Raw genomic sequence first — 24013 nt, 5'->3', positions numbered from 1 at the left:
GTGTTCTTATATGAATTCTTTTTACTGATTTTAGTCTTGTTACTGCCATTTGTCAACTGTTTTTTTGTGATTATGGAAAATATTTCTATAAATCGTATAAGCGGCTGTATTTTTCCTTCAGATACTGAATGTAATACTTCGGATTGAAATCTTCTCCTGTCGTATCCTTCAGAATCTCTCTGCTGGTCTTCAGCTTGCCGAAACGATGGACGTTTTCCCGTAAATATTCACGGATTACTCCGATCTCCCCTCTCTCCAGAAGGCCCTCGAAATCCATCTCTTTCTTCATATGGTAATACAACTGTGCCCCAAACGCACTGCCCAGCGCATAGGATGGGAAGTAGCCAAAGGAGCCCTGAGACCAGTGAATATCCTGCAGTACGCCTTCGGAGGCATTTTCAGGACGGATTCCTAAGTACTCCTCGTATTTGTCCGCCCAGATCTCCGGAAGCTTCTTTAAATCCAGGTCTTCCTCGATGATCATCTTCTCGATCTCATACCGGATCAGAACGTGAAGGCTGTATGTCAGCTCATCCGCCTCTGTACGAATCAGGCCCGGTTCTGCCTTATTGATGGCTTCCACAAACTGTTCCCTGCTGACTCCCTTTAACTGCTCCGGGAAAATGGACTGGAGCTTCTCATAAAGCGGTACCCAGAAAGCGGCGTTGCGGCCGATAATATTTTCGAAGAATCTGGACTGGGATTCATGCATTCCCATGGAAGCGCCCTGGCCCACCAGTGTCTGTGTCAGATCGTCGCCGATACCGAGTTCATAGATTCCGTGGCCCGCCTCGTGGATCACCGAGAACAGGGAGCTGTCCACATGGTCGCTGTAATGGGTCGTAATTCTTACGTCATGATTGTGCAAATTCGTCGTAAATGGATGGGCACTGACTGCCAGCACGCCCTTATTAAAATCAAATCCCACGTACTCTGCCAGAAATTCCGCCAGCTCTCTCTGCTTCTCTTCCGGATAATCTCCTGTCAAGAAGGCGTTTTCAATCTTCTTTCCACGCTCCTTGATCTCACGGATCAGGGGAACGATGGCCTCTTTCAGCTCATCAAAGAACTGATCCAGCAATTCCATGTTAAAGTCCTTCTCGTATAGATCCAGCATGGAATCGTAGAGTTTTACGCCATCCTTTGCGCGGTAGGAGGCAAATTTCTTCTGGTAGTCCACTACCTTTTTCAGAGTGGGAACAAATTTGTCGAAATCATTCTCCTTCTTCGCCTTAGACCACACTCTCGTAGCCTCCGATACCAGCTGTGCGTTATCGCGGTACTCCTCCGCCGGGATGCAGACAAGCTGTTCTCTTGTCTCCTTCGCCTCTTTCACAATGGCTTTCTCCACATCTGTGAGGCCCTCTTCCTTCTCACACGCTTCGATGGCTTCTTTCATTTCGTCGCCTGCCACCATGTTGTAATACTCTTCAGATAAAGCTCCGATCACTCTGGCCGTATGGGCTCCGGCTTCCTCGGGTGCCAGCGTCTCATTATCCCACTCAAACAAAATCAGAGCGGTCTGTAACGCCATTGTCTTTTCCAGTACTTTTTCCAGTCTTTCATATGCTTTGCTCATGATGCCTTATCTCCTTGCTTCTTTATTCATATTCTGTCAAACATGTATTCAGTATACCTCTTCTGCCATATCCTGTAAAGTATGGAAATCCGGCCCACAAGGCATGCTGCAAACGGTAAGAGACAGTCTTACCAAACAGTATATACGAAAACTCAGAAATTACTACTATCCGTCTGCCGATTCTCCGCCTGCAAACGTCAAAAAACGAAAAATGCAGGAAACCGGTATTTCCGGCATTCCTGCATCCATTTTTTCGTGTGATCCGTGTATATCCACGATTCCATGCATCAAAAATACTTCTTATTGCCCCATAAGTTGCTCTTTTTTAAATCCAGATATTCATTATAGGCTTTTTCCAAAATCTGTTTCTCGTTGGAAAATTTCAGTAAATGATACGCTTCATGGAACTTATAATACCCGGAATCGATAAAATACTCTTCCCGTTGTGGTTTGCTGTAATAGCTGTCCGCCATCATCAGATACCAGTGAACATCCTTCTCCACCATATCCTGCGGCGTGTTAAAGGAGTACTGGCTCTTTCCGATATACTTAATAATCGACGCACTGACTCCCGTCTCTTCCTTCACTTCACGAAGGGCCGTCTCCTTATATTCTTCTCCCGCTTCTACAGTTCCTTTTGGCAAAACCCAACCTTCATATTTGTTCTTATAATTCTTATATAAAACCAGAATTTTACCTCGAAAAATAACCACACCGCCACAGCTCGTTGCCTCTATCATTGCAATTCCTCCAGACTGAAACCTTGCATCCCTGTCCGGGATTCCGGTTTTGGTGTGTCTCACAGACTGGGTATAGTATACCTCTTTTTAAACTTATATGCAAGAGTGTTCTTGTCATGTTCCGTTTCACGATCCGTCTGGAGTTTTCGGTGCCCGGCGGATTGTGAAACGGAACCCTGTCATCTCGAAAAGTAGGTATCAAACAGCGATCTGGCTATTGGAGCGGCCGTTTTTCCCCCGGAACCGCCTTCCTCCACGATCACGCTTACCACCAGCTTCGGATGCTCCGCCGGGGCAAATCCGATAAACCATGCGTGAGTCTCCTTGTCCTTGTCAAATTCCGCCGATCCCGTCTTCCCCGCTACCGTATAGGCATCCGTACGCACCGCGGAACCGGTTCCTTCCGTTACAACGGCCCGCATAAGCTCTGTTAAGCTGGCCGACTCCTCCGCGGTCATCAGATTGCCGTATGACTGGGGCATAAATTTTTTAATGACATCACCGCCTACATTTTCCACGTGGTCGATGAGGTACGGCTTCATCAGAGTGCCGCCGTTTGCGATGGCTGCCGCGATCATGCCGCCATGTATGGGTGTCATCTGGGTCTGCCCCTGTCCGATGGAGGTCTGAAGTATCTGCCACGTATCGCCGTCCGGCGTCAGCGTATAGGCGCTCTGACTGTATGGAATGGCGATGGGAAGAGGCGTATCGAACAGAAGCTGATCCGCCGTGGTCTTAAGCCTTCCTAAATCCAGCATCAGGGCGAGATTCGCAAAAGCGCCGTTGCAGGAATTTGCAAAGGCCCTGACAAAATCCTGACTGCCGTGCGCCGTCTCATGGTAACATTTTATCGTGTAATCCTCATAGTGAAAAAAACCGCTGCAGTCGAACCGGTAATCCCTGAAATTCTCCGGATTCTCCCTTATATACTCCAATGCCGTCACGATCTTGAACGTCGAGCCCGGCGGATAAAGCCCCTGAGTGGCACGGTTTAACAGCTGTCCCTCGCTGTTGCCGCCTGCCACGAGAGCGTCCCAGTCCGCAGCCAGCATATTGGTATTGTAGTCCGGTTTTGAGACCATGGCGAGTATCTTCCCAGTGTCCGGTTCCATAGCGACCACCGCACCTTTCCGGCTGCCCAGAGCGTCATACGCCGCCTTCTGGAGGTCTACGTCGAGAGTCGTGATCACATTGTCCCCGAGATTTTTAACGGAGGACAGCTCATTGATCACCTGCTCGGCCAGATTCACGTGGCTGGTCAGCAGATAAAAGTTACCCAGTGCCTCCAGGCCGGTCTTTCCCTTGGTAGAATACCCAACCACATGGGAGAACATGGAATCATAGGGGTAATACCTCGTTTCGCCGCCGTTCTCGTCCACATTTGTCTGAGCCAGAACTCTTCCGTCACTGCTTAAGATTTCTCCCCTTACCACCCGGTCCGAAAAACTGTCGAGCCGGGCGTTGTAGGAATTGTTGATCACATTTTCACTTTTTATCTGAAGAAAAAAGGCAAAATACAGGACCAGTCCTGCGAAAAGAGCCGCCACCGCATAGGTAATCATCAGAATATGGCGGTTTGCCTTGGGATTCGGGTCAGCCTTTTTCATATTGTTTCTCTTCCTCTTCATTCTGTTTTAAAATATACAGCCCCTGCATGACTCCGAACAGAATAAACGTGCTGAACACAGAGCTTCCGCCGTAACTCATCAGGGGAAGGGTCACTCCGGTAGAAGGAATGAACTTCGTCACGCCTCCCACGGTTAAAAATACCTGGACGATATAGACCGTTCCCAGGCCAAAGGCAATCAGTTTGTAAAACACCGCTTTCATGCGGCTGGCAATCATCATAAACTGCAGGAAGCATCCGAAGCAGATGAACAGAACGCACAGGGCAAAGATTCCTCCCAGTTCCTCCGAGACGGCGGAAAATACAAAGTCCTTTTCCACCACAGGTATCTTCCCAGGCATTCCCTGGCAGAGTCCCATGCCAAACCAGCCGCCCGTACCGATGGCGAAAAGGGACTGGGTAATCTGGTATCCCTTATTTTCAATATCCGACCATGGATTTCTCCAGGCAAGCACCCTCGCCCTGACATGATCGAAAAGCTGATAGGCCAGCACCGAAGCCGCGGTCCCCGCACCTGCTCCGCCCAGAAGATACACCCATTTCCCCGTAGCCACAAACAGCATCAGCACGTAGGTTACGAAGAAAATCAATGCGCTGCCCAAATCCTTGGAAGCCACCAGAATCAGCACATGAAGGGCGGCCACCAGCGTAGTCATACACACCGTCTTAAACTTCGTGGAACGGTAAAACATGGTCGCCACGAAGAAGACGAAGCTGATTTTTACGAATTCAGACGGCTGGAAGGTAAAGTCTCCGATTCCGATGGAAAGCTGAGCTCCATAGCTGCTAATCCCGGTAATCAGCACGACGCCCAGCAGAATCAGTCCCAGGATCCCATAGACCCACGGAATCTTCGACAGCTGCCATACCCGGTCCATAATAAACGGTATAATCCAGGTAATGACCGCGGCCGCCAGCACAATCACGAACTGTTTCAGCGCCCGGTCAAAGGACAGCCGCGTTAGAATGATAAAGCCCACGCTGAGCAGCATACACATATTGTTGACCAAAAGCCGCGAAACATTGTGGTAGAACAGGCGGTAAACGTAAATGTAACACAGAAAAAATACCACCTGCGCCACATAAAACGCGAGGATGCGCTCATCTCCCGTTTTCAGCCACAGTATCCCGTATGCCAGAAAATGAATCAGAAACATGCACCGGTTCTGACGTGCGCATATCTTCTTTTGTTTTCCTTCATCCCGGAAAGAAAAATACCGGAAATTCAACCAGGTATACACCGCAATCAGCAGTATCATCAAATACCTGGATACATCGACAATCAGATTCACCATAGGCTCCTACTCCACACCGCGTTTAAAATGTCCTCTTGTAAAGTCCCCAAAGGGCTGTTCCACCCGTTTCCCCGACAGCAGGCTGTCTGTAAAGCACCGGATCACCGCCGCCGTCTCCTCAAATGTCTCAACGGTAAACTGAAGTCTTACCGCCGCCGGGGCCAGTGCCTTTATCTGTTTCTCCATTCCCAGGAGAGATACCGGCGCCGCATTATAAATCGAGTTATAGCAGAATGCACAGTGATTCTTCACAGGAAATTCCTTGCCCATACGGTCTTTCAGCATAAGAAGCCCTGGCTTTTTATCACACTTCTCCGTTCCCTGGTGAATACACTGCGCCGTCACCATCATGGGCAGACGGCCATATGCAATCAGCTCGCCAGATTTGGAGAGCCGGGAAAGCTCTCTCTCGTTTAATTCTACCGGCCAGGTCAGCTCTGCGGCACCCATCTTCATAAGAAAGGATTCCGCTCTGTCGTTCATTCCATACATCCCATAGTCGAAAACCCAGGGGATTTCCGGGCCATGTTCCTTCAAATATCCGATCTCTTCCATGGAACGGATCAGCACTCCGTCAAATCCGGCTTCGCAAAAAGCCTTCTGACTGTGTTCGAAATACCGTTCCGCCTCGGTCCGGAAGATATGGGGCATCGTCAGCATACACTCTTTTCCCGCGTCGTGACAGGCCGAGACCGTCGTTTTCCAAAGCTCCGGCCCGAACTCAGCCGCATCCACATAGACACGCTTCACATGAGGATTATCGAGAACTGCGCGGAGACAGTCCGGGCGTTCGAGGGAAACGAAAATACGCGCCAAACCGCTTTCTCTGCGGTTGGCAGTCTCCACCGTACCGCGATTCTTTTCGTCCGCCGTTTCCACCATCTGCGGCACTGTTTCCACCGTCTGCGGCACCGTTTGCGGCGCTTCACGGCGGTACTGCTTAAGCACTGCGTCTTCCAGTGCTTCCAGCCCTCTTCTTCGCAGATCATTCAAAGACTGCACCGGAAGAAACACTTCCCCGGCAAGCTCTACGGTAAGAGTTTCAAAGTAAAATGGAGTATTCCCGGTCTTTTCCAGCTGCTTTCTGATCCGGGCTTCATCCATGGGCTGTTTTAACGCCTCCAGAACGGGATCACCGGACACAGACACGCGGCAGTCTCCGCAGGAAAGCTCCAGCAATGCAGGCTTTCCCGTCTCCAGGACAACCGTTCCCTGGATCGGCTCCTGCAGCTGCTTTTCCACAAAATTCTTATCCAGATAATCGAACAACTCCTGGTTGCCTTCACGGAAGGACGGTTTTTCCTTCCATACCACCATATCTTTTCCATTATGGCGGCGGTAGTATCCGTCCGTCTGGCCTCCGCGGTCAAACAGCTCCAGAAGGCGCTTTCTGTCCTTTTCATCCACCCGGTAACCGGCCCGTCCCCGTTCCAGATAAAGGTCCGTGTAGCGGCGGTAGATTTCCACCACTCCGGCCGTGTAGCGCGGGCTCTTCATCCGGCCTTCAATCTTCATGGAGTAGATTCCCGCTTCTATCATATCGGGAATGAGATCCAGGGTGCATAAATCCTTTAAACTCAGCACATACCGGCTGTCCTTCCCATTCAGAGTCTTCCCGTCCCGTTTCACGTCATAAGGCAGGCGGCAGGTCTGGGCACACCTCCCCCGGTTGCCGCTCCGTCCGCCGATCAGGCTGCTGAACAGACATTGCCCTGAATAGCAGTAGCAAAGCGCCCCATGGACAAAGCTTTCGATCTCCACGTCCACATCACGGTGAATTCCCGCAATCTCCCCCAGAGACAATTCCCTGGCAGTCACCACACGCTCCGCGCCCAGTTCCTTCAGGAGACGTGCCCCATACACTCCAGTTATAGTCATCTGCGTACTGGCGTGGACCGGCAGTTCCGGGAAACGCTCTCTGATCAGTGCAAACGCCCCCATATCCTGAACGATAACCGCATCGACTCCCCGCATATAATAAGGCTCCAGAAACGCATATAAATCTGCCAGCTCCGTTTCCTTCATGAGCGTGTTTACGGTCATGTACAGTCTGCATCCATGGAGATGGGCATAATCAATCGCCTCTAAAAGACGGTCTTCTTCCGGATTATCCGCGTAAGCGCGGGCTCCAAACCTGCTGCCGCCGATATAGACTGCATCGGCCCCTGCCGCCACTGCTGCCTTCATACTTTCCAATGACCCCGCCGGAGCGAGAATCTCTACTCTTTTCTGTTTCACGTAATCCTCCCTGATAAACTTTTTCTAATAATAAGGGGATGTCTCCCTGCTCATGAGACATCCCCCGATTTTATTCCTTATTCTCACTGCCTGTCCGGACTGTGCCGCCGGTCTGACCTGCGTTCTTCTTACTCTCCGAAGCATTCCCGGCAGATGCAGCCTGTCTGGAGGTTCTGCCTGCTGCCAGTTCCTTATTCGCGGCCTCCAGTTTCATCTGGGTCGTCACCAGCTCATGCTTCAGGCTGTAGACTTCCTTTTCCATCTCATGCTTTTGCCGCTCCAGCTGCGCGATCTGTTCTCTCGCTTTGAAGTAATCGTCCGCCATATTCAGTTCTACCATGGCGGTCTGGTACTCTGCACTCTGCTTCGTAAAACCTTCCTGCCTCTTAAGCGTTGTGATCATCTCATTGATATAGCTGGCCACACGCTGCATGTAGCCCTCATCCTCGGTGCCTCCCAGAGTATATATTCTTCCATCTATTAAAACCTCGGTATAGTGCTTGGTATCCATGTCATGCTCTCCTGTTATCTTTTGCTGTATCGCTTTCTTATCATAATATACCATATTTTACACGGATGTCAAAGTGTTTTCCTGCACTGAGTTTTTACATTTCTTCCTGTTCGCAGCTATTCCAGAGCAAGTCCCAGATGGTGATACGCCCGTTCCGTCGCCACACGGCCGCGGGGCGTTCGGTTGATAAACCCGTTCATCAGCAGATAGGGTTCATACACGTCCTCCAAAGTCCCTGCATCCTCGCCGAGAGAAGCCGCCAGCGTCTCAAGCCCCACCGGTCCTCCCGAAAATTTTTCTATCATTGTGATTAAGATGGCTCTGTCATTGTTATCCAGTCCAAACTTATCCACATCCAGAATATCCAGTGCGAAATCTGCCACCTCTTTCGTAATCACGCCGTTGTACTTCACCTGGGCAAAATCACGAACCCGCTTTAACAGACGGTTCGCCAACCGCGGCGTACCTCTGGAGCGCTTGGCGATCTCCGCGGCGCCTTCCGGCTCAATCTCCACCTCTAATACCTTAGCCGAGTGGCAGACGATAATCTGAAGCTCCTCCGGCGTATAAAATTCCATCTTCTGTACCACGCCGAACCGGTCCCGCAGCGGGGCTGTCAAGAGTCCCGCCCTGGTGGTTGCACCGACCAGCGTAAACCTGGGTAAATCCAGGCGGATCGAACGCGCTGCGGAATCCTTGCCCAGCATGATGTCAATTGCGTAATCCTCCATAGCCGGATACAGGACTTCCTCCACCTGACGGTTAAGGCGGTGTATCTCATCCACAAACAGGACATCGCCTTCCTGGAGGTTATTCAATATAGCCGCCATCTCCCCCGGCTTCTCAATCGCGGGGCCGCTGGTCACTTTCATGTTCACGCCCATCTCATTGGCAATGATCCCGGATAATGTTGTCTTCCCCAGTCCCGGCGGTCCGTAAAACAGCACATGGTCAAGAGATTCTCCCCTGGCCTTCGCCGCGTCGATATACACCTTTAAGTTGGCCTTCAGTTTCTCCTGGCCAATATAATCGTTCAGACTCTGCGGACGGAGGTTGGGCTCAATCCGCTTATCTTCTTCCGTAACTTCTGTCGTTATGATTCTTCGTTCCATCTTCTCATCTACCTGCTGTTTTTATAGGAATGCCAGATGCTTCAGCGATGCCTTCAGGACATCCTCGGAGGTCATGACGTCAGTCACTTCCACCTTGCCTACCGCGCGGTTCGCCTCGGTCTGGGAGTATCCCAGAGCGACCAGCGCTTCGATCGCCTCTTTGGCCACACCTCCGGCTGATATCTCGGGGCCTTCCGCTGCCACAAAGTGTGCAGGCAGAACATCCGCCATATCAATCTTGTCCTTCAAATCCAGAATCACCCGCTGGGCCGTCTTCACTCCGATCCCCGGCGCCCTGGAAATTGCCTTCGCGTCGCCGGAAATAATAGCGACCCTCAAATCATCAGGCGTCATGGCCGACAGGACGCCCAGCGCCCCCTTCGGTCCAATCCCGCTGACGCTGATCAGCTGTTTAAACATCCGTAAGTCCTGCCGGTTTAAGAAACCATAAAGGCACATCCCGTCTTCCCTCACCTGAAAATATGTATACAAAATCGTCTCCATACCAATGCCCGGCAAGCGGTCCAGTACGGATAACGGTACATGGATTTCCAGACCGATGTATCCCGCTTCAATGATCACGGTGTCTTCAAAGATATCGACCAGAGGTCCCTTTACATAAGAAATCACGCGCTCAGTCTCCTTTTTCTCTTCTCTGCTTTGCCTTTTATCATATCATACCGTGTATTCATATGCAAGCAGTTAATCGAACAAATATTCTGTTTTCCTGCCCGGAGGTTGCCCTTCACAAACTGGGAGGAATCCATTTTTCCGGTAAATCCACACTTAAAAAGACAGGTTTAAGTCTTTCCTGAATTTTCTCCTTATGATATAATGACTCCATAAAAACGGATTTCAGGAGACATCACAATGATTACCATACACGAAACACCGCTTTTCCCTGAGACATACCCTTTGGACCGTCTCGGAAAGCGGGAAGACCTTTTATTTTTTGATATAGAAACGACCGGATTTTCCGGAGAATATTCCAACCTGTATTTAGTGGGATGCGTCTATTACGAGGGCGGCCGATGGAACCTGGTTCAGTGGTTTGCCGACACCGTGTCTGCCGAGAAAGAGGTGCTTATAACCTTCTTCGAATTTCTAAAACGTTACCCTATCGTCGTTCATTTTAACGGGGACGGCTTCGATATTCCTTATCTTTTAAAGCGCTGCCGTGTCTACGACCTGCCTTACGATTTTTCCGGAGTGACGAGTCTGGATATCTATAAAAAAATCCGCCCTTACCGGAACCTGCTTGGCCTGGAGAGCATGAAACAGAAAGCCATCGAACAGTTTCTCGGCGTCGAGCGGGAAGATATCTACTCCGGCGGCCAGCTGATTGAAGTATATAAGGATTATTTATTTTCGCACGAACAGGTGCTTTTGGACATGCTTCTCTTACATAATGCCGATGATCTCCGGGGGATGCCTGGCATCCTGCCGATACTCAATTATCCGGACTATCTGGAGCACAGCTTCACGCTGGTAGATCAGGAGCTTCTGACACGGAACGATCTCTTCGGCCGGGAATATCACGCCCTCAAACTAATTTACCAAAGCGACTATACCGTGCCGGTTCCATTTTCCCGTTCCTCCTCCGTGGCCGATCTTGATGCGAAGGGCGGACAGCTCACGGCCTCTGTCGATCTGTATGAGGGGGAGCTTAAGTATTTTTATCCTGATTACAAAAATTATTACTACCTTATCTATGAGGACCGGGCTATCCATAAGAGCGTCGCCGAATACGTGGACAGGGAAGCCCGCATCAAGGCAACGGCAAAGACCTGCTATACACGCCGTGACGGCTGTTATCTGCCCCAGTTTGCTCCCATCTTTGAGCCGGTTCTTCAAAAGGAGTATAAGGACCGTATCACATACTTTCCATATGATGACAGGCAGTTTGCGGAACAGGAACGTAACGGCGGTTACGTCCGTCATTTACTGGATTACCTGTGCAGTAAATAAGGGCGCCGAATGCTACGCCAAAGAGCATTCGTTCAAACGCCCCCCTGCATCTTTCTGAATGCACGCGGAGATACACCTTTCGCCTTTCTGAACGCGTCTCCAAAATAGTTTCCGTCTCCAAATCCGCACCGGTCTGCAATCTCTGTGACAGAGCAATCGGAATTGAGAAGAAGTCTCGACGCCTCCCGGATTCTGATATTGGTCAGATATTCTTTATACCCAAAACCTGTGACCGCCTTAAACTTCCGGGAGAAATAGGCGGGACTCATGTGGCTTAATTCCGCCATCTCCTCCAGAGTAATGGGATTCTGATAATGATCGTAGATATATTTGGCAGCTTCCTCGATGGTCTCTTCTCCCAGTTCCAGCCGGCCGTGATCCGTCTCCGCCTCCTGACAGCGGGACAGTGACACCAAAAGTTCATAAAAACACCCTCTTTTCATGAGCGGTGAAAATCCATCCTGTCCTGTCTCCTCGTATTCGATCCGGCTGATCAGTTCTTCCACCCTGCTCCGGTTTCCACTTGGAACGGTAACCTTCGAGTTGCGGAATATATATTCCACATTCTCTTCCCCGCACAGTTCTTTCATACTGTCGAGATATTCCCCGTCAAAGCTGATGGTAACCCTTTCATTTACCGGACTCGAATGGTATGTGGTCCGGTGTATCTCCCCCGGCTTTAAGAAGATAATATCCCCCGGCTCAACGTAATACAGCGTATGGTTGATAAATATCTTGCAGTGTCCCGAATAGAGATAATAAAACTCGTAATGCGTATGCCAGTGGCTTTCCGCCATGTAAAACTCATAAGACCGCTTTGTGCGGCTGATGTTGCACTTCATAGCTTTCCCCCAATCAATAATCACCATTTTTCAGCAGGGCCTTCATATAGGCGAAGGTCCGCTCTTCTCCATGTTCCTTCAGCATCAGAAGGAGTTCTTCCAGCAGCTTAGCCGTCTCCGGCGCTATGACCATATACTTCTTTGCATGGCTGTAATACTCCCAGGGGGATGCATCCGTGTAGTCCTTCCCCTTATATGTTTTGGACGCAGCGATCCGGTCCATCATCATCTCGATGACGTACTTCAGCGGCATCTTATGGCCGGCCAGACCCTTCGACATATCTGTCGTAAAGTCGATCCAGTATTCGTAATGATGCTTATTCCTCCCCTTGTGGTGAAGCCACGCCTTCGAAAAGCCCTTCTCCTCCCTTTCTGCAGCGTTGGGACTCCTCGTCCCCTGATAATAAATCACCCCTGGAATAAACTCTTCCGGACCGTATTTCGACAGATCATGAAGGAGTCCCTGTTTATAAAGCCCTACCCGGAAACAATTCTTCATGACTCTGAATTTATGCACCGTTATCGTATGAAAATGTCCCCAAAGATTATGTAACGTCATGGCCGCCTCCATCTGTTCTTAAAAGCGCAGAATACGCTTCAAATCGTTCCCATTTTACCACACTTTTCCTACTCTATGCCACTATAATTTCTTTCTTCTTTTATTTTTTAGATTTCTTATTTTTTTAAGCTGAAAATGTTTGACACCTTTCCCAAACTATGCTATTCTTAGGGAAGTTGCAGAGATGCTGCAGCTCAATATACTATAATTTTTTTATTCATTTTGGAGGTATCACAATGAAAGGTACAGTTAAGTGGTTTAACAACCAAAAAGGTTACGGATTTATTTCCGACGAGCAGGGTAACGACGTATTCGTACACTACTCAGGTCTGAACATGGATGGCTTCAAGTCTTTAGACGAAGGCGCCAGCGTAGAATTCGACGTAGTCGATGGTGCTAAGGGACCTCAGGCAGTAAACGTTACCAAATTTTAATCATTGACTTAGCGATGTACCTTTTTCAAGATGTGACCGCCACTGCGAATTTCCCATGCGTGGATTGAAATAACATAAAGGAAGAAGTACGATTGTTTTACATGATTACAGACAGAGCCACCCGATTTCGGATGGCTCTTTTTGACTGCACAGAGATATTTACCCTATGAAACCCTATCTCACCGCACGGTCGCGGATATCCGTCAGTTCTTCCACAGAGAAATTGTAGTGCTTGTTGCAGAAATGGCAGTTCACCTCGATGCTCTCGCCCTCATCAATCATTTCATTTAATTCTTTCTTTCCAATACTGATTAATGCTTTCTCCACACGTTCTTTCGTACAGTTGCAGGTAAATTCCGCCGGAACCTTATCCATGATTTCAAGGCCAAACTCCCCTAATATATGATCCAGAATCATCTCCGGGGTATTTCCCTCATCCAGCAGTGAAGTAATGGAGGTGATCTCACCAAGCTTCTTTTCCAGCTTATCGATCATCTCGTCCGACGCGCCCGGCAGAAGCTGAATGATAAAGCCTCCCGCCTGTTTCACCGTATTGTCCTTATTCATCAGGACTCCCAGTGCTACAGAGGACGGCGTCTGCTCCGACGTAGCATAGTAATAGGTTAAATCTTCCGCAATCTCTCCGCCGACCAAAATTGTCTGACCTACGTACGGTTCCTTTAAGCCGATATCCTTAATCACGCTTAAAACGCCCTCTCCCACGGCTCCGCCCACATCCAGCTTGCCTTTCTCATTAGGCGGCAGCATGACTCCCGGATTAAAGGCATAGCCTTTTACATTGCCCTTAGAGTCCGCGGTCACAGTCAGGCCTTCGATCGGTCCGCTCCCCTGCACCTTAAGGGTCAGTAAATCGTCATCGCCCTTCATCATAACACCCATCATGGCTCCCGCCGTTAAAAGGCGTCCTAAGGCCGCTGTGGCCACAGGGCTCGTATTATGGGCAAGCCTTGCATGTTCCACCAGTTCTCTTGTTGTAGCCGCAAATGCACGGACCTGATGGTCTCCGGCTGTAGCTCGTACAATATAATCCGTCATCGTTCTTCCTCTTTCTTTCCGCGTTCCCGGGCAACGACGTAGATACGCTCACTGTCCTCCCTTATGGGATTCTCCGTAAATGCGTCATAAGCCGCCACAAAGTCCATTCCCGCCTCTCTAAGTGCCATTATCACTGTGTCCAGAGAATAGGCTTTCTGGTAGTGAGTTTCCACATACTTCCGGTAGAGATCGTCCTCCATCCGGATAAACAGGGCTAAATCGTATTCATTGACCATGGTGTCCTGATCGTAATAATTCTCCCAGATGAAGCTGCTCTCTTCCCGGTCTTCCGCAATGGTGGATTCCCCAAGCACATTTTCATACTTATAGATTGTATTTAAATCAAAAATAAAAATACCTTCCGGATCCAGGTAATTGTTAACAAGAGAAAATACCTCCACCAGATCATCGTATTCCAGGATATAGTTCATGCAGTCGCAGATGCTGACCACGGCTGCCACTGTGCCGTACAGCTCGAAATCCCGCATATCCTGAAGCAGATATAGAATATCACGCCCGGAGGCAGCGCGCTTGTCCATGGCGATCTGAAGCATGTCCTCGGAATTGTCGACGCCGATCATGTCGTAGCCTTTCTCAGACAGAAGCTCCGTCACGCTTCCCGTTCCGCATCCCAGATCCAGGACCAGGCCGTCTTCTACGCCGTATTTCTTTAAAAGTCCGGTTAGATACCGGCACCATTCTCCATATGGAATATTGTCCATAAAGGTATCGTACACCTCTGCAAATCCGGTATAGGCCTCCATCTGCATCTCCTCCTCTTAACAATCAAATACCCCGCACATAACATGCAGGGTATCAGTTTGCGTTACTATGCGTTCTTTCCGCAGCACTTCTTATACTTCTTGCCGCTTCCGCACGGACATGGATCATTTCTTCCGATCTTCGGTCCCTTTACAATGGTTCCGGAAGCTTTCTGCTTCTTGTACAGCTCTTTCTTCTTCTCTTCCGGAAGAAGCTGCTCCCACTGAGGAAGACCGTAAAGCCATTCCGCTTTCGCCTCTACCATGTTGTAATATAACTTTTCCGGATCGATCTCGATCTTTACAACAGTATCCTCGTCCATGGTGTCGATCGGATTCTCATATCCCTTTAAGCTCTCATTGATACCATCTAAAAATCCTGTCATGGTCTGAACATCAGTACCGTACTTTTCAGCCAGTTCCTTCACAGTTCCTTCCACTACAGTCTCCGGCGCGGAGAGAATCTGCTCATAGATGCCTTTCTCCACTACGAAGTAATTAGACCATAACTCTTCCCTTGCTTTATCATCCAGCCCATCGCCATACGCCAGGGTTCTCCAATTTTCTAAAATAGTCATCGCTCAACCATCCTTTTATCTCTTATTTCTGTAATACTTCATGAATCAGTATATAACAACTTTGACAAATTTGCAAAACGTTTTTTGATTATTTGGACACGGAATCAAAAAAAAGTGCAGAAAGCTGCATAAACTCGAGGTTTTTCAGCCTTCCACACTAAAAAGGGGAGGATAAGTATTTCTTTTTTCTTTTGTTGATAGTATTATAATTCCCATTCTGGATTTTTTTATACAGGGAGATACCATTTTTTTTGAAAATGAAAAAATCCCCATGCCAGGCACAGGGATTTTACTTTATTATTCGCTGATTGTTCTTGGATAAACAGAAACCTGCTTTTTGTCTCTGCCCTTTCTTTCAAATCTGACAACGCCATCCACGGTAGCGAACAGTGTATCATCTCCACCACGGCCTACGTTGATGCCTGGATGAATATGTGTACCACGCTGTCTGTAAAGAATGTTGCCGGCTAAAACGAACTGGCCGTCCGCTCTCTTGGCGCCTAATCTCTTGGACTCGGAGTCTCTGCCGTTCTTTGTAGATCCAACACCTTTTTTATGTGCAAAAAATTGAAGATTCATATTTAACATTTGTCAGTCCCCCTTATTAAGCGTTGATCTTATCGATCTTGATCTGTGTATAAGCCTGTCTGTGACCATTCTTCTTATGATAGCCGGATTTTCTCTTATACTTGTAAACGATGACTTTCTTTGCTTTGCCTTCCTTTACAACAGTACCCGTTACAGTAGCTCCTGCTACGGTAGGACATCCAACTGCCAGTTCTCCGTTGTTCACAACCAGAATCTGATCAAATGTTACTGTTTCTCCTGCTTCGACACCAAGCTTTTCAACCTTGATTGTGTCACCTTCTGATACTTTGTACTGCTTGCCACCTGTTGCGATAATTGCGTACATATGGCACCTCCTGTTTTCTTTACTCGCCAATTTCGGTGGTCCGGGAAGCCGGACGCTTAGGACCTTGTTGAGCGGCACATACTTAGTTAGGATAGCATTATTTGGTTAATATGTCAAGAAAATTCCGGCTGTTTTACATTCTATCCCGCCAGATTTATTTTAAGTAATGTAAAAAACAGGACCACTGTCCCTAAAATTATAAGTGCGCAGCCACATTTACTGACAAAGTTCAGAATCTCTTTCATTCTGGACTGCCCTCTTAATCCGGGTACTGTAAGCCGGTAGATCGAATATCCCAAAAGTGTGCCCCATGTATTGTTAAACATATCATCCAGTTCACACAGGCCTAACCTGAAAAAATACTGGGCTGCTTCGATTGCCACCGACAAAAGGAACCCAAATAAAACCGTCAGCAGAGAGAATTTAAAGATCTTTCCATTCATTGGCAGAAGGTACCCCAGCGGGATAAAAAGGGCAATATTCCCCAGTATATAAAACCAGTGTATCCTTGAGTGCCGTTCCCACGCATACCTGACAGTCCAGAACAATTCCATATTGATCCTCGGTTCTGCTGTCTCCTTTCTGGCCAGCAGCGTGGCTGAGAAGATTGTGAACAGCCAGTAAAGAAGCAATTCTTTTTTGAGAACTCCTGCCGCTGCCTTCCTTCCAAAAAATAGTGCTGTGAAACTTACGGTTACAACCATTGCCAGGATTACAAGCATCACAATGGTTTGAGCCCCCGGAAATGTGTACGGATTCCAGATGCTGTTCCATGGGATTAGGTTTGTGATGCTATTAAGCATGTCTTCGTGGTCTCCTTTTCTGGTAGATGGAATAGGTATGATTTGCATTACTTTGTAATCATTCTATCATATTAAAACTTTTTTGTATTCCATTAATTATAACATAATTTCTTAAAATGAAAACTACCTGTTAGATATTGAAATCAGACACCTGTTTCTGAATGAAGGCTGCTTCTTGATGCCTCCCCTTCATACACCCTGAAATCACACCGCCCCGCCCTTTTCACCTCATACAACGCGATATCCGCGTTGCGGTACAGCTCTTTGAAGTTTTCTCCGTCCCTCGGATAAAAGACGACGCCCAGACTGCAGGAGACTTCTCCTTTTTCCGGGTACTTCCGCTTAAGCAGGTCACAAAGCTGAGCGATTCTGGGAATCACATCCTGCTCGGAGGTGATATCATTTAAGAAGACCATGAATTCATCTCCGCCAATCCGGCCGCAGATGTCATTTCTTCTGAGGAAATGTTTCAGTATCCCGGCGGTCTCCTTGATGACCTGATCACCGAACTGATGTCCGTAGCTGTCGTTCTGTACTTTAAACTGGTCGATGTCCAGCATAATCAGCGCGTGACGTGCTGCTGGGCCGCTCTCCTCCAGTGCCTCTGTCACCCTGGTCATAAAGGTGTCGCGGTTTAAGACTCCTGTCATTCCATCGTGTTCCACCCGGCGCTGCAGCCTGAGCGTTTCCGATTTCTCCTCGTCGATATCCAGCGTCATCATAAAAAGCCGGACGTCGTTATTATATGGGTCAGCGATCAGCTGAACGGTTGCACGGACCCAGTAAAGGCTTCCGTCGTCCCTTTTTCTCAAGTAATCCATGTTTCCGGAGAACTGCCCGTTATAATAGCGCAGCAGCAGTTTGTCTCTGTTAAAGAAATTATAGAATCTTGCCCGGTCTCCTTCATATACGAACCGCTCTGCGATGTATCGCACCGTCTCTGTGTATTTTTCAAATGGCCTGAGATAATCAGGGGGATCGTCCCCTGCCTCCACTGTGTCTTTTGTCAGATTATACTCATAATAGCCGATGGTCTTGCCTTCCTGTGCCTTAAAATGCTGACTCCATTTCTGATAAGTCAGCTCTTTCTCCCGCTGTTCCGTAATGTTCTCACTGGAAATAATAGCGCGGCGGGGTCTCCCCTCACTGTCGTAAATCATCGCAAATTTCGCGGAATACCAGCCGGTGGTTCCATCTTTTTTCCTCTTTTTAACGACTGTCTGTCCCTTTGGCTCTCCCTGTATGATAGATTCGTAAAAATCAATATATTCCTGTCTGCTCTCCTCGTCGATGGTCCCCGACTCCACAATGCTGTATGGTGCGTTGTCTGCAACAACAGGTAAACCGAATTCTTCCGCAGCTGCCTCCGGCTGAAAAAGCCGTCTGTTCTCCACATCGAATATATACATGTATTTATCCGTGAGTGCAAAGGCAGTTTTGCTCTCCTCCATGCTCATGCGGATCTCGTCTTCCATCCGTTTCCGGTCGGCAATATCCATCAGGGAACAGAGTACGCTCCCGGGTATATTGGGGTCATAGGTGCACTGGACCAACAGCCACAAAATTTTTCCCGTACTATGTACTCCCCGGTATTCCATCTGAAATTTTGTCTTACCGCACACGACCTGATCCAAAAGTTTTTTATGGATCATCTGAAAATCCGCTTCCGGCAGAATAAATCTGGCATTTGTAAATCCCTCTTCTTCTGCCTCCTGCGAAGTATAGCCATAGATATCATAATAAAACTGGTTCGCATACAAAATTGTCAGATCATCATCAAGTGCCACCTGGCAAATACCACAAGGTACCAGGTCCAGTATGTTCTTGTAGTGCTCCAATATCGATCCTTCCATATGTCTGCCGCCTTTCTCGTCCGATGTCCGCATCTTGTTTCATTATATCCTCTTGAAGGATAACTGTACAGCCGGATTTCCATAAAAAATGCGGAAGCCCTGTAAACCTTACGTTTTCTGGCTTCCGCACTAAAAAGGGGAGGATAAGTATTCACTCATCTTTGGTATACTCCTATTTTAAACCAAAGAGAGATTTTTATACACTTCCCGATTAAATTATTTCTGTTTTCATTTTCTCGTACCGTGTTTTATCAGTGTCTTTTAAATTTTTTAAAAGGCCCTCCAGATAGATGCGGTCGAGGTTCAGCTTCGCCTTCCATTTCTGACCATCGGGCTCCTGCGCCTTTTTCTTCAGCGCTTCCATCTCTTCCTGACACTTCCGGATCCGGGCTTCCAGACCCGATACACTCGGCCCTTTCATAATAACCGGAAGATCCAGCGTCCTTGTCAAAAATTCCTGCATGGCCGTTTCCGCCGTCGCATCATCCCTGAAAATCCGCAGGAAAAGTTCCCGGCAACCACGGTAAAAATCTTCCTGTTCCGAATCTTCGTCTCCGCCGCTGCTTACCAGAAATCCGTGGTCGGAGGGGATCAGGCACACGGCCCCTTCCCGGACAGTCTCCAGCGAATAGACCGTCTCCTCAATCCCATGTTTTTCCATGATCTCGCGGACAAGATCGTATAAATACCATCTTAATTCATCCATATCGCTCCACCTCAAATTCAACCGTTATTTCGCGTATTATTCCCGCTTCTTATCATCCCACTATTACTCCAGTCCCTTATTCTTCCATTTACCAATCCGGTAGAATACCACGGTCAATACCGCACCCAGTACCCAGGAAATCAGAAGGGATACCCAGATACACTCATATCTGCCGCCCGGAAGCTCCGGGGTCTTCGTAAAATGAGCGATGCCGTATGCCAGCGGAACTCGGATAAATACCGTCGTTACGATGGAAATCCACATGGGGGTCATGGTATCACCGGCGCCTCTCATGACACCGGAGAGACTCTGTGTCACCGCCATGGCGATATAGCCGACCGCAAGGATCTTCATCATATTGGCGCTCAGCGTCACCAGCTCGGAGGTATTGGTGAAGATACCCATCAGATATTTTCCGAAAATCAGAATCAGGCCTGTGATCGCCGCTGACGTTCCCGCCGCGATGATGGTTCCCTGTTTTGCTCCTTTATGTACCCGGTCGAACTCTCTTGCGCCTACATTCTGGCCGGAATATGTGGTCATCGCCGTACCAAAGGAGAAGTTCGGCATCATGGCGAATCCATCCACACGCATGATGATAACGTTGGCTGCAATCACCATCTCGCCGAAGCTGTTGGTCAGCGACTGAACCACGACCATAGCCATGGAGAAGATGGCCTGGGTGATACCGGACGGAAGCCCCAGTCGCAGGATCGTCATGATATTATCCATATCCGGCTTTAAGTATTTAAATTTCAGATCAAAGACATCCGTCATCCGTTTCAGCTTGAAGAAACAGAGGACCGCAGATACCATCTGTGCAATAACCGTGGCTAAAGCCACCCCCGCCACGCCCATCTGCAGTCCCGCCACAAACCAGAGATCCAGGACAATATTGATGACCGTCGCTACCAGCAGGTATACCAGAGCCGACAGTGAATCTCCCAGCCCTCTTAAAATACCGCAGAACATGTTGTAATATGCCACACCCATGATGCCTACAATCAGAATCAGCAGATAAGAGGTGCACCAGTCAATAATGCTGGCCGGCGTGTTCAGCATCTTTAAAAGCGGCCGGATCGTCACCGAACCGAGAACCATAATGATCAGCGAGGACACCGCGGTAAGAGTGATCGTGCTTCCGATGGTCTTCGATAAGCTTTCTCTGTCCTTTGCTCCAAAAAACTGGGACACCATGATGCTGGTTCCCATCGATATACCAATAAAAAGTACCAGCAGCAGATTTAAAATCGGGCTGGCACTTCCAACCGCCGCAAGGGCGTTATCTCCTACATACTTTCCGACTACGATACTGTCTACCGTGTTATAAAGCTGCTGTGCGATATTGCCGATCAACATGGGAATCGTAAAGATAACGATCTGCTTCCATGGTTTCCCCACCGTCATATCTGTCTGCGCAAATAAAGCTTTTAACTTTCCACCCATACGTTCTTCCAACTTCCTTCTCTTTCGAAATAAACGCCTGATCTCAAGACTCTGTTTTCAGGCGAATATATTTATTATATCGAATATCAAAGGAAACTACAAGCTTTTTTCCATATGTCCCAAATAATATCGTAACACAGTCTCACGCACAGCCCGAAGCGCCGCAGTGCATTCCTCCTCCGGCCGCTCGTACCTGGGATTATGCCCTGCTGCCGGAATCATGTCTATCGTTTTAAGAGGGGCGTCAATCTAAAACCTTCACATAAGCTTTCAATATATTGTCTCTTAACAACCGCGTTCAACCATTTAGCTGGAATGTTTTCGCTCCCGTAATAAATACCTGCCAAACCTCCGGCGACTGCACCAACCGTATCGGTATCATCTCCGAGGTTTACAGCCTTTAAGACACAGTCTTTATAGGAATCTGTATTCAGCAGGCACCATATGGCGGCTTCCAGTGTATGGACTACATATCCGCTGCTCTTTATCTCATGATCCGGCAACGCGCTAAACCCGTTTATGTTTCTCAGCCTTTCATAGGCCGCCGTCTCCGGATTCCCCGCTGCATCATAACAGGAGAATGCAGCATCGACTCCCCGTTCTACGGAATCCATTAAAGTCCCCTTTTCCCGGATAAATTCTTTTGCAGTGAGTACATAGATCCCACAGCCCACGAGGCTTCTCATATGGCGATGCGTTAAGGAAGACACTTCATGGATCAGCCTGATTTGATCTTTCACAGGCCATTGATCATGTAAATACAGATAAAATGCCATCGGCAGAATACGCATTAAGGAACCGTTGCCATTTTCGTATTCAGATACCATACCGCACTGCAGCGGTGCTGTCCCGTGTCCATAATTCATGATTGCCCTGCTTGTAGCATTCCCTACATCAAACACCTCGCCCGTCGCCGTATAATCTCCATACAGCAGCCATGCCGAAAATCTTTCCATGATATCGTTGTAATCTATACCGCTGCATTTTACAATGCTGTCCACCAGAGCAAGCGTCAGGCTTGTATCGTCCGACCATACGCCCCTGGCCTGATGGTGGGTTCCATATTCCCTCATTTCCCGAACGGGATTCTCCGCTATTTCCTGCCGTGTTTTAAACTCAACAGGTACACCGAGCGCATCTCCGATTGCCAGACCAATCATTCCATCGTATAATTTCTTCAAAATTTCCTCCAATAAAATAATCCATTGCCGATACCATGCCGTTTGCTTCCAAAAATATATAGACAATTATACCATGGCCGTTTCAATAATGCTATAAAAGTATAGCGCAGTACTGTTTTGTCTCGTCATGAGTTTGGGAAAAACGGGCAGAGGGAACGTCAAAAAAGTAAACAAAAGAAACGCCTGCATTTATTATCATGAGACGTTTCTTCTTAATATCTGTATTTTTCGCTATTCCTATCACTAATTCCGTATCCGGCGCAGTTTAATTACCTGGTGATCCTCATTTGCGTGCGTTGGGAACAGGAATAGATCGCCCTGCTTATTGGCCGCCAGATCGTGGGCGCGCAGATCGGAATTAAAGGTTCCCAGCTGTGCCACCATGTTCAAATCCAGGTCGAAGACCGTCAGGTAGCCCGCGCGCCCCACGACGTAAATATATTCGCCGTCCGTATCCACGCCGGAGGGCATTCCCATGTTGTTGCTGCAATAGCCGACTACGTTGCCTTCCGTATCGAACACATGCACGGCGTCCTTCTCTCTGTCACAGATCCAGATATGGTCCCGCGCATCCACGCACAGCGCATGAACGATCAGCATATCTCCCGGAGTGTCCTCATAGGGCTTTTCCCAGTCTCCCACGCCGCCGAAGGTCTTTCGGTAAGTACCGTCCGCATTAAAGATATGTACGGCCCGGTTCCCATATCCATCTGCAAATATATATTCTCCGCTGGAAGTCATATCCACATCAGTCGGCATATTAAACGGCCCCGCAACCCGCTTGACACGACGCTGCGCCTCATAGAAGGCCCACATTCCCACTATGCCAAGGTATGGCTCCGTCGGAAAGATCTTGCCGTCCCTGCGCATCCTGGCCAGCGTTCCCATATCCATTCCGGTGTCGCTGGGCTTTCCTGCTTCTCCGAAATCGCGAATCAGCGTTCCGTCCGTGTCAAATTCACGCACGATATGATTATGGGTATCGGTACAGAGGATCGTGTCCTGGGGTGTATACTTAATAAAATGCAGATAGTCCCCCAGCAGTTCTCCTCCAAACCCCTTTATGTACGTTCCGTCGGGCGCCAGCTTCACAATCTGGCTGGGATTTCCGCGCATCCCCAGGTAGACATTCCCTTCCGGGTCGGTACAGCCCCCGGCAATGCTGGCGCTTGCCACATTGCCCGGTAAATCCTTTGCAAAATCAGAAATATATTCATATGCAAACTCACCGCAGGAATATACTGTTTTCTGAATCTCATCTCGTCTGGCATCACAGTGTAAAATCTTCATGGCTTCTCTTCCTCTTTTCCTCATTTCCTAAATTTCAGCGCTTTGTACTTTTTCTTATTACACTTCCACCTTTATAACTATTTTTCTCATCCTGCACGGCTCCCCCACCGCACAATGCGGCTTATGCGCGTCTTCCGGAGCCAGAATGACGTATTCACCGGGATGCAGAATCACCATGCTCCCGTCCCCGGGTTCCTCCCAGTATCCCATGTCCTTTTCCGGGTCGTAGGTTCCCTTTCCCGTAAGGCCGTCACGCGCTGTCACTCCGATTCCTTCCAGACCGTGGATTACGTAATGGATATCGAAGTGATGATCATGGGTTTCGTAATCAATTCCGGCCGCCGGTTCTGTCTCGTAACTCTGCACCTGAACGATCACACCGGGACATAATTCAAAATTTCCGACCGGCAGTTCCTCCAATCTCTCCCGTTTTAAGAAGGCAAGGGCCTCCGTAAATTTTTTATTTCTCAAATCATAACGATCCAGATCGCTGATTTTCTCAAATACCATCGATTTACTCC

General features: G+C 48.5%; 24 protein-coding genes. 2 read left to right on the top strand and 22 right to left on the bottom strand.

All coding sequences use genetic code 11. From position 1 onward, the window contains the following. Positions 1 to 85: 85 nt before the first annotated feature. The 8 genes from H8S75_RS04065 to ruvA form a co-directional block, all read right to left on the bottom strand. The gene (locus H8S75_RS04065; RefSeq protein ID WP_187019479.1) at positions 86 to 1579 is read right to left on the bottom strand and encodes a carboxypeptidase M32; all 1494 of its coding nucleotides are present in this window, start codon (positions 1577 to 1579) and stop codon (positions 86 to 88) included. Positions 1580 to 1866: 287 nt separating this feature from the next. After that, positions 1867 to 2319 carry an NUDIX hydrolase gene (locus H8S75_RS04060; protein WP_002603763.1) on the bottom strand — a complete coding sequence of 151 codons (453 nt, stop codon included), beginning with the start codon at positions 2317 to 2319 and terminating at the stop codon, positions 1867 to 1869. Between the two features lie 179 nt (positions 2320 to 2498). Beyond that, positions 2499 to 3926 (bottom strand): peptidoglycan D,D-transpeptidase FtsI family protein, encoded by a 1428-nt coding sequence (locus H8S75_RS04055; protein ID WP_187019477.1) that lies wholly within the window; start codon positions 3924 to 3926, stop codon positions 2499 to 2501. Continuing rightward, positions 3913 to 5241: an FtsW/RodA/SpoVE family cell cycle protein gene (locus H8S75_RS04050; protein WP_187019475.1), complete on the bottom strand. Its 1329-nt coding sequence runs from the start codon at positions 5239 to 5241 to the stop codon at positions 3913 to 3915. The genes H8S75_RS04055 and H8S75_RS04050 overlap by 14 nt, the downstream gene beginning before the upstream one ends. Before the next feature lie 6 nt (positions 5242 to 5247). Beyond that, a complete protein-coding gene (locus H8S75_RS04045; protein ID WP_187019473.1) occupies positions 5248 to 7479 on the bottom strand; it encodes a U32 family peptidase in 2232 nt (743 codons plus the stop codon). Between the two features lie 70 nt (positions 7480 to 7549). Beyond that, on the bottom strand, positions 7550 to 7990 hold the full coding sequence (locus tag H8S75_RS04040; RefSeq protein ID WP_055652982.1) for a cell division protein ZapA: 441 nt from the start codon (positions 7988 to 7990) through the stop codon (positions 7550 to 7552). Between the two features lie 116 nt (positions 7991 to 8106). Next, positions 8107 to 9102, bottom strand: a complete 996-nt coding sequence (gene ruvB, locus H8S75_RS04035; RefSeq protein ID WP_187019471.1) for a Holliday junction branch migration DNA helicase RuvB — start codon at positions 9100 to 9102, stop codon at positions 8107 to 8109. A 21-nt stretch (positions 9103 to 9123) separates the two neighbouring features. Next, entirely contained in the window at positions 9124 to 9732 is a 609-nt protein-coding gene (gene ruvA / locus H8S75_RS04030; RefSeq protein ID WP_187019468.1) for a Holliday junction branch migration protein RuvA, read from the bottom strand. Between the two features lie 240 nt (positions 9733 to 9972). Between ruvA and H8S75_RS04025 the strand changes: the two genes are divergently transcribed. After that, the gene (locus H8S75_RS04025; RefSeq protein WP_187019466.1) at positions 9973 to 11070 is read left to right on the top strand and encodes a ribonuclease H-like domain-containing protein; all 1098 of its coding nucleotides are present in this window, start codon (positions 9973 to 9975) and stop codon (positions 11068 to 11070) included. 32 nt (positions 11071 to 11102) lie between these two features. Here H8S75_RS04025 and H8S75_RS04020 read toward each other — a convergent pair whose 3' ends face one another. Both H8S75_RS04020 and H8S75_RS04015 read right to left on the bottom strand, forming a co-directional pair. Continuing rightward, the gene (locus H8S75_RS04020) at positions 11103 to 11912 is read right to left on the bottom strand and encodes a helix-turn-helix transcriptional regulator (protein ID WP_243270161.1); all 810 of its coding nucleotides are present in this window, start codon (positions 11910 to 11912) and stop codon (positions 11103 to 11105) included. Between the two features lie 13 nt (positions 11913 to 11925). Continuing rightward, entirely contained in the window at positions 11926 to 12471 is a 546-nt protein-coding gene (locus H8S75_RS04015; RefSeq protein ID WP_002603754.1) for a DUF5662 family protein, read from the bottom strand. A gap of 236 nt (positions 12472 to 12707) precedes the next feature. On the opposite strand from H8S75_RS04015, the gene H8S75_RS04010 reads away from it, so the two are divergent. Beyond that, on the top strand, positions 12708 to 12905 hold the full coding sequence (locus tag H8S75_RS04010; RefSeq protein ID WP_002603753.1) for a cold shock domain-containing protein: 198 nt from the start codon (positions 12708 to 12710) through the stop codon (positions 12903 to 12905). A 174-nt stretch (positions 12906 to 13079) separates the two neighbouring features. Here the strand turns inward: H8S75_RS04010 and hslO are convergent, their stop codons facing one another. From hslO to H8S75_RS03950, 12 genes are all read right to left on the bottom strand, one after another. Then, a complete protein-coding gene (hslO, locus tag H8S75_RS04005; protein WP_187019462.1) occupies positions 13080 to 13961 on the bottom strand; it encodes an Hsp33 family molecular chaperone HslO in 882 nt (293 codons plus the stop codon). Continuing rightward, positions 13958 to 14725 carry a class I SAM-dependent DNA methyltransferase gene (locus H8S75_RS04000; RefSeq protein WP_187019460.1) on the bottom strand — a complete coding sequence of 256 codons (768 nt, stop codon included), beginning with the start codon at positions 14723 to 14725 and terminating at the stop codon, positions 13958 to 13960. The genes hslO and H8S75_RS04000 overlap by 4 nt, the downstream gene beginning before the upstream one ends. Before the next feature lie 65 nt (positions 14726 to 14790). Beyond that, the gene (locus H8S75_RS03995) at positions 14791 to 15300 is read right to left on the bottom strand and encodes an SEC-C metal-binding domain-containing protein (RefSeq protein WP_002603750.1); all 510 of its coding nucleotides are present in this window, start codon (positions 15298 to 15300) and stop codon (positions 14791 to 14793) included. Between the two features lie 297 nt (positions 15301 to 15597). Then, positions 15598 to 15888 carry a 50S ribosomal protein L27 gene (gene rpmA / locus H8S75_RS03990; RefSeq protein WP_002603749.1) on the bottom strand — a complete coding sequence of 97 codons (291 nt, stop codon included), beginning with the start codon at positions 15886 to 15888 and terminating at the stop codon, positions 15598 to 15600. Between the two features lie 16 nt (positions 15889 to 15904). Beyond that, a complete protein-coding gene (gene rplU / locus H8S75_RS03985) occupies positions 15905 to 16213 on the bottom strand; it encodes a 50S ribosomal protein L21 (protein WP_002603748.1) in 309 nt (102 codons plus the stop codon). Positions 16214 to 16353: 140 nt separating this feature from the next. After that, positions 16354 to 17016 carry a VanZ family protein gene (locus tag H8S75_RS03980; protein ID WP_187019458.1) on the bottom strand — a complete coding sequence of 221 codons (663 nt, stop codon included), beginning with the start codon at positions 17014 to 17016 and terminating at the stop codon, positions 16354 to 16356. 143 nt (positions 17017 to 17159) lie between these two features. Continuing rightward, positions 17160 to 18869 carry a sensor domain-containing diguanylate cyclase gene (locus H8S75_RS03975; protein ID WP_187019457.1) on the bottom strand — a complete coding sequence of 570 codons (1710 nt, stop codon included), beginning with the start codon at positions 18867 to 18869 and terminating at the stop codon, positions 17160 to 17162. 211 nt (positions 18870 to 19080) lie between these two features. Beyond that, a complete protein-coding gene (locus H8S75_RS03970) occupies positions 19081 to 19575 on the bottom strand; it encodes a hypothetical protein (RefSeq protein ID WP_187019455.1) in 495 nt (164 codons plus the stop codon). A 63-nt stretch (positions 19576 to 19638) separates the two neighbouring features. Next, positions 19639 to 21021 carry an MATE family efflux transporter gene (locus H8S75_RS03965; protein ID WP_187019454.1) on the bottom strand — a complete coding sequence of 461 codons (1383 nt, stop codon included), beginning with the start codon at positions 21019 to 21021 and terminating at the stop codon, positions 19639 to 19641. 224 nt (positions 21022 to 21245) lie between these two features. Next, positions 21246 to 22202 (bottom strand): ADP-ribosylglycohydrolase family protein, encoded by a 957-nt coding sequence (locus tag H8S75_RS03960; RefSeq protein WP_187019452.1) that lies wholly within the window; start codon positions 22200 to 22202, stop codon positions 21246 to 21248. A 243-nt stretch (positions 22203 to 22445) separates the two neighbouring features. Beyond that, on the bottom strand, positions 22446 to 23492 hold the full coding sequence (locus H8S75_RS03955) for an NHL repeat-containing protein (RefSeq protein WP_025531444.1): 1047 nt from the start codon (positions 23490 to 23492) through the stop codon (positions 22446 to 22448). 57 nt (positions 23493 to 23549) lie between these two features. After that, the gene (locus H8S75_RS03950) at positions 23550 to 24002 is read right to left on the bottom strand and encodes a NanQ anomerase/TabA/YiaL family protein (RefSeq protein WP_187019450.1); all 453 of its coding nucleotides are present in this window, start codon (positions 24000 to 24002) and stop codon (positions 23550 to 23552) included. Positions 24003 to 24013: the final 11 nt, after the last annotated feature.

This window comes from Hungatella hominis (assembly GCF_014288005.1).
Lineage (GTDB): Bacteria > Bacillota > Clostridia > Lachnospirales > Lachnospiraceae > Hungatella > Hungatella effluvii.
The sequence above is the reverse complement of the archived record's forward strand: the minus strand, read 5'-3'. Positions and strand labels throughout refer to the sequence as shown.

Bases quoted from the DNA above. Each gene is read 5' to 3' on its own strand.
- H8S75_RS04065 (WP_187019479.1), bottom strand. From the start codon at position 1,579: ATGAGCAAAGCATATGAAAGACTGGAAAAAGTACTGGAAAAGACAATG.
- H8S75_RS04060 (WP_002603763.1), bottom strand. From the start codon at position 2,319: ATGATAGAGGCAACGAGCTGTGGCGGTGTGGTTATTTTTCGAGGTAAA.
- H8S75_RS04055 (WP_187019477.1), bottom strand. From the start codon at position 3,926: ATGAAAAAGGCTGACCCGAATCCCAAGGCAAACCGCCATATTCTGATG.
- H8S75_RS04050 (WP_187019475.1), bottom strand. From the start codon at position 5,241: ATGGTGAATCTGATTGTCGATGTATCCAGGTATTTGATGATACTGCTG.
- H8S75_RS04040 (WP_055652982.1), bottom strand. From the start codon at position 7,990: ATGGATACCAAGCACTATACCGAGGTTTTAATAGATGGAAGAATATAT.
- ruvB (WP_187019471.1), bottom strand. From the start codon at position 9,102: ATGGAACGAAGAATCATAACGACAGAAGTTACGGAAGAAGATAAGCGG.
- H8S75_RS04025 (WP_187019466.1), top strand. From the start codon at position 9,973: ATGATTACCATACACGAAACACCGCTTTTCCCTGAGACATACCCTTTG.
- H8S75_RS04020 (WP_243270161.1), bottom strand. From the start codon at position 11,912: ATGAAGTGCAACATCAGCCGCACAAAGCGGTCTTATGAGTTTTACATG.
- H8S75_RS04015 (WP_002603754.1), bottom strand. From the start codon at position 12,471: ATGACGTTACATAATCTTTGGGGACATTTTCATACGATAACGGTGCAT.
- H8S75_RS04010 (WP_002603753.1), top strand. From the start codon at position 12,708: ATGAAAGGTACAGTTAAGTGGTTTAACAACCAAAAAGGTTACGGATTT.
- hslO (WP_187019462.1), bottom strand. From the start codon at position 13,961: ATGACGGATTATATTGTACGAGCTACAGCCGGAGACCATCAGGTCCGT.
- H8S75_RS04000 (WP_187019460.1), bottom strand. From the start codon at position 14,725: ATGGAGGCCTATACCGGATTTGCAGAGGTGTACGATACCTTTATGGAC.
- H8S75_RS03995 (WP_002603750.1), bottom strand. From the start codon at position 15,300: ATGACTATTTTAGAAAATTGGAGAACCCTGGCGTATGGCGATGGGCTG.
- rpmA (WP_002603749.1), bottom strand. From the start codon at position 15,888: ATGTTAAATATGAATCTTCAATTTTTTGCACATAAAAAAGGTGTTGGA.
- rplU (WP_002603748.1), bottom strand. From the start codon at position 16,213: ATGTACGCAATTATCGCAACAGGTGGCAAGCAGTACAAAGTATCAGAA.
- H8S75_RS03980 (WP_187019458.1), bottom strand. From the start codon at position 17,016: ATGCTTAATAGCATCACAAACCTAATCCCATGGAACAGCATCTGGAAT.
- H8S75_RS03975 (WP_187019457.1), bottom strand. From the start codon at position 18,869: ATGGAAGGATCGATATTGGAGCACTACAAGAACATACTGGACCTGGTA.
- H8S75_RS03970 (WP_187019455.1), bottom strand. From the start codon at position 19,575: ATGGATGAATTAAGATGGTATTTATACGATCTTGTCCGCGAGATCATG.
- H8S75_RS03965 (WP_187019454.1), bottom strand. From the start codon at position 21,021: ATGGGTGGAAAGTTAAAAGCTTTATTTGCGCAGACAGATATGACGGTG.
- H8S75_RS03955 (WP_025531444.1), bottom strand. From the start codon at position 23,492: ATGAAGATTTTACACTGTGATGCCAGACGAGATGAGATTCAGAAAACA.
- H8S75_RS03950 (WP_187019450.1), bottom strand. From the start codon at position 24,002: ATGGTATTTGAGAAAATCAGCGATCTGGATCGTTATGATTTGAGAAAT.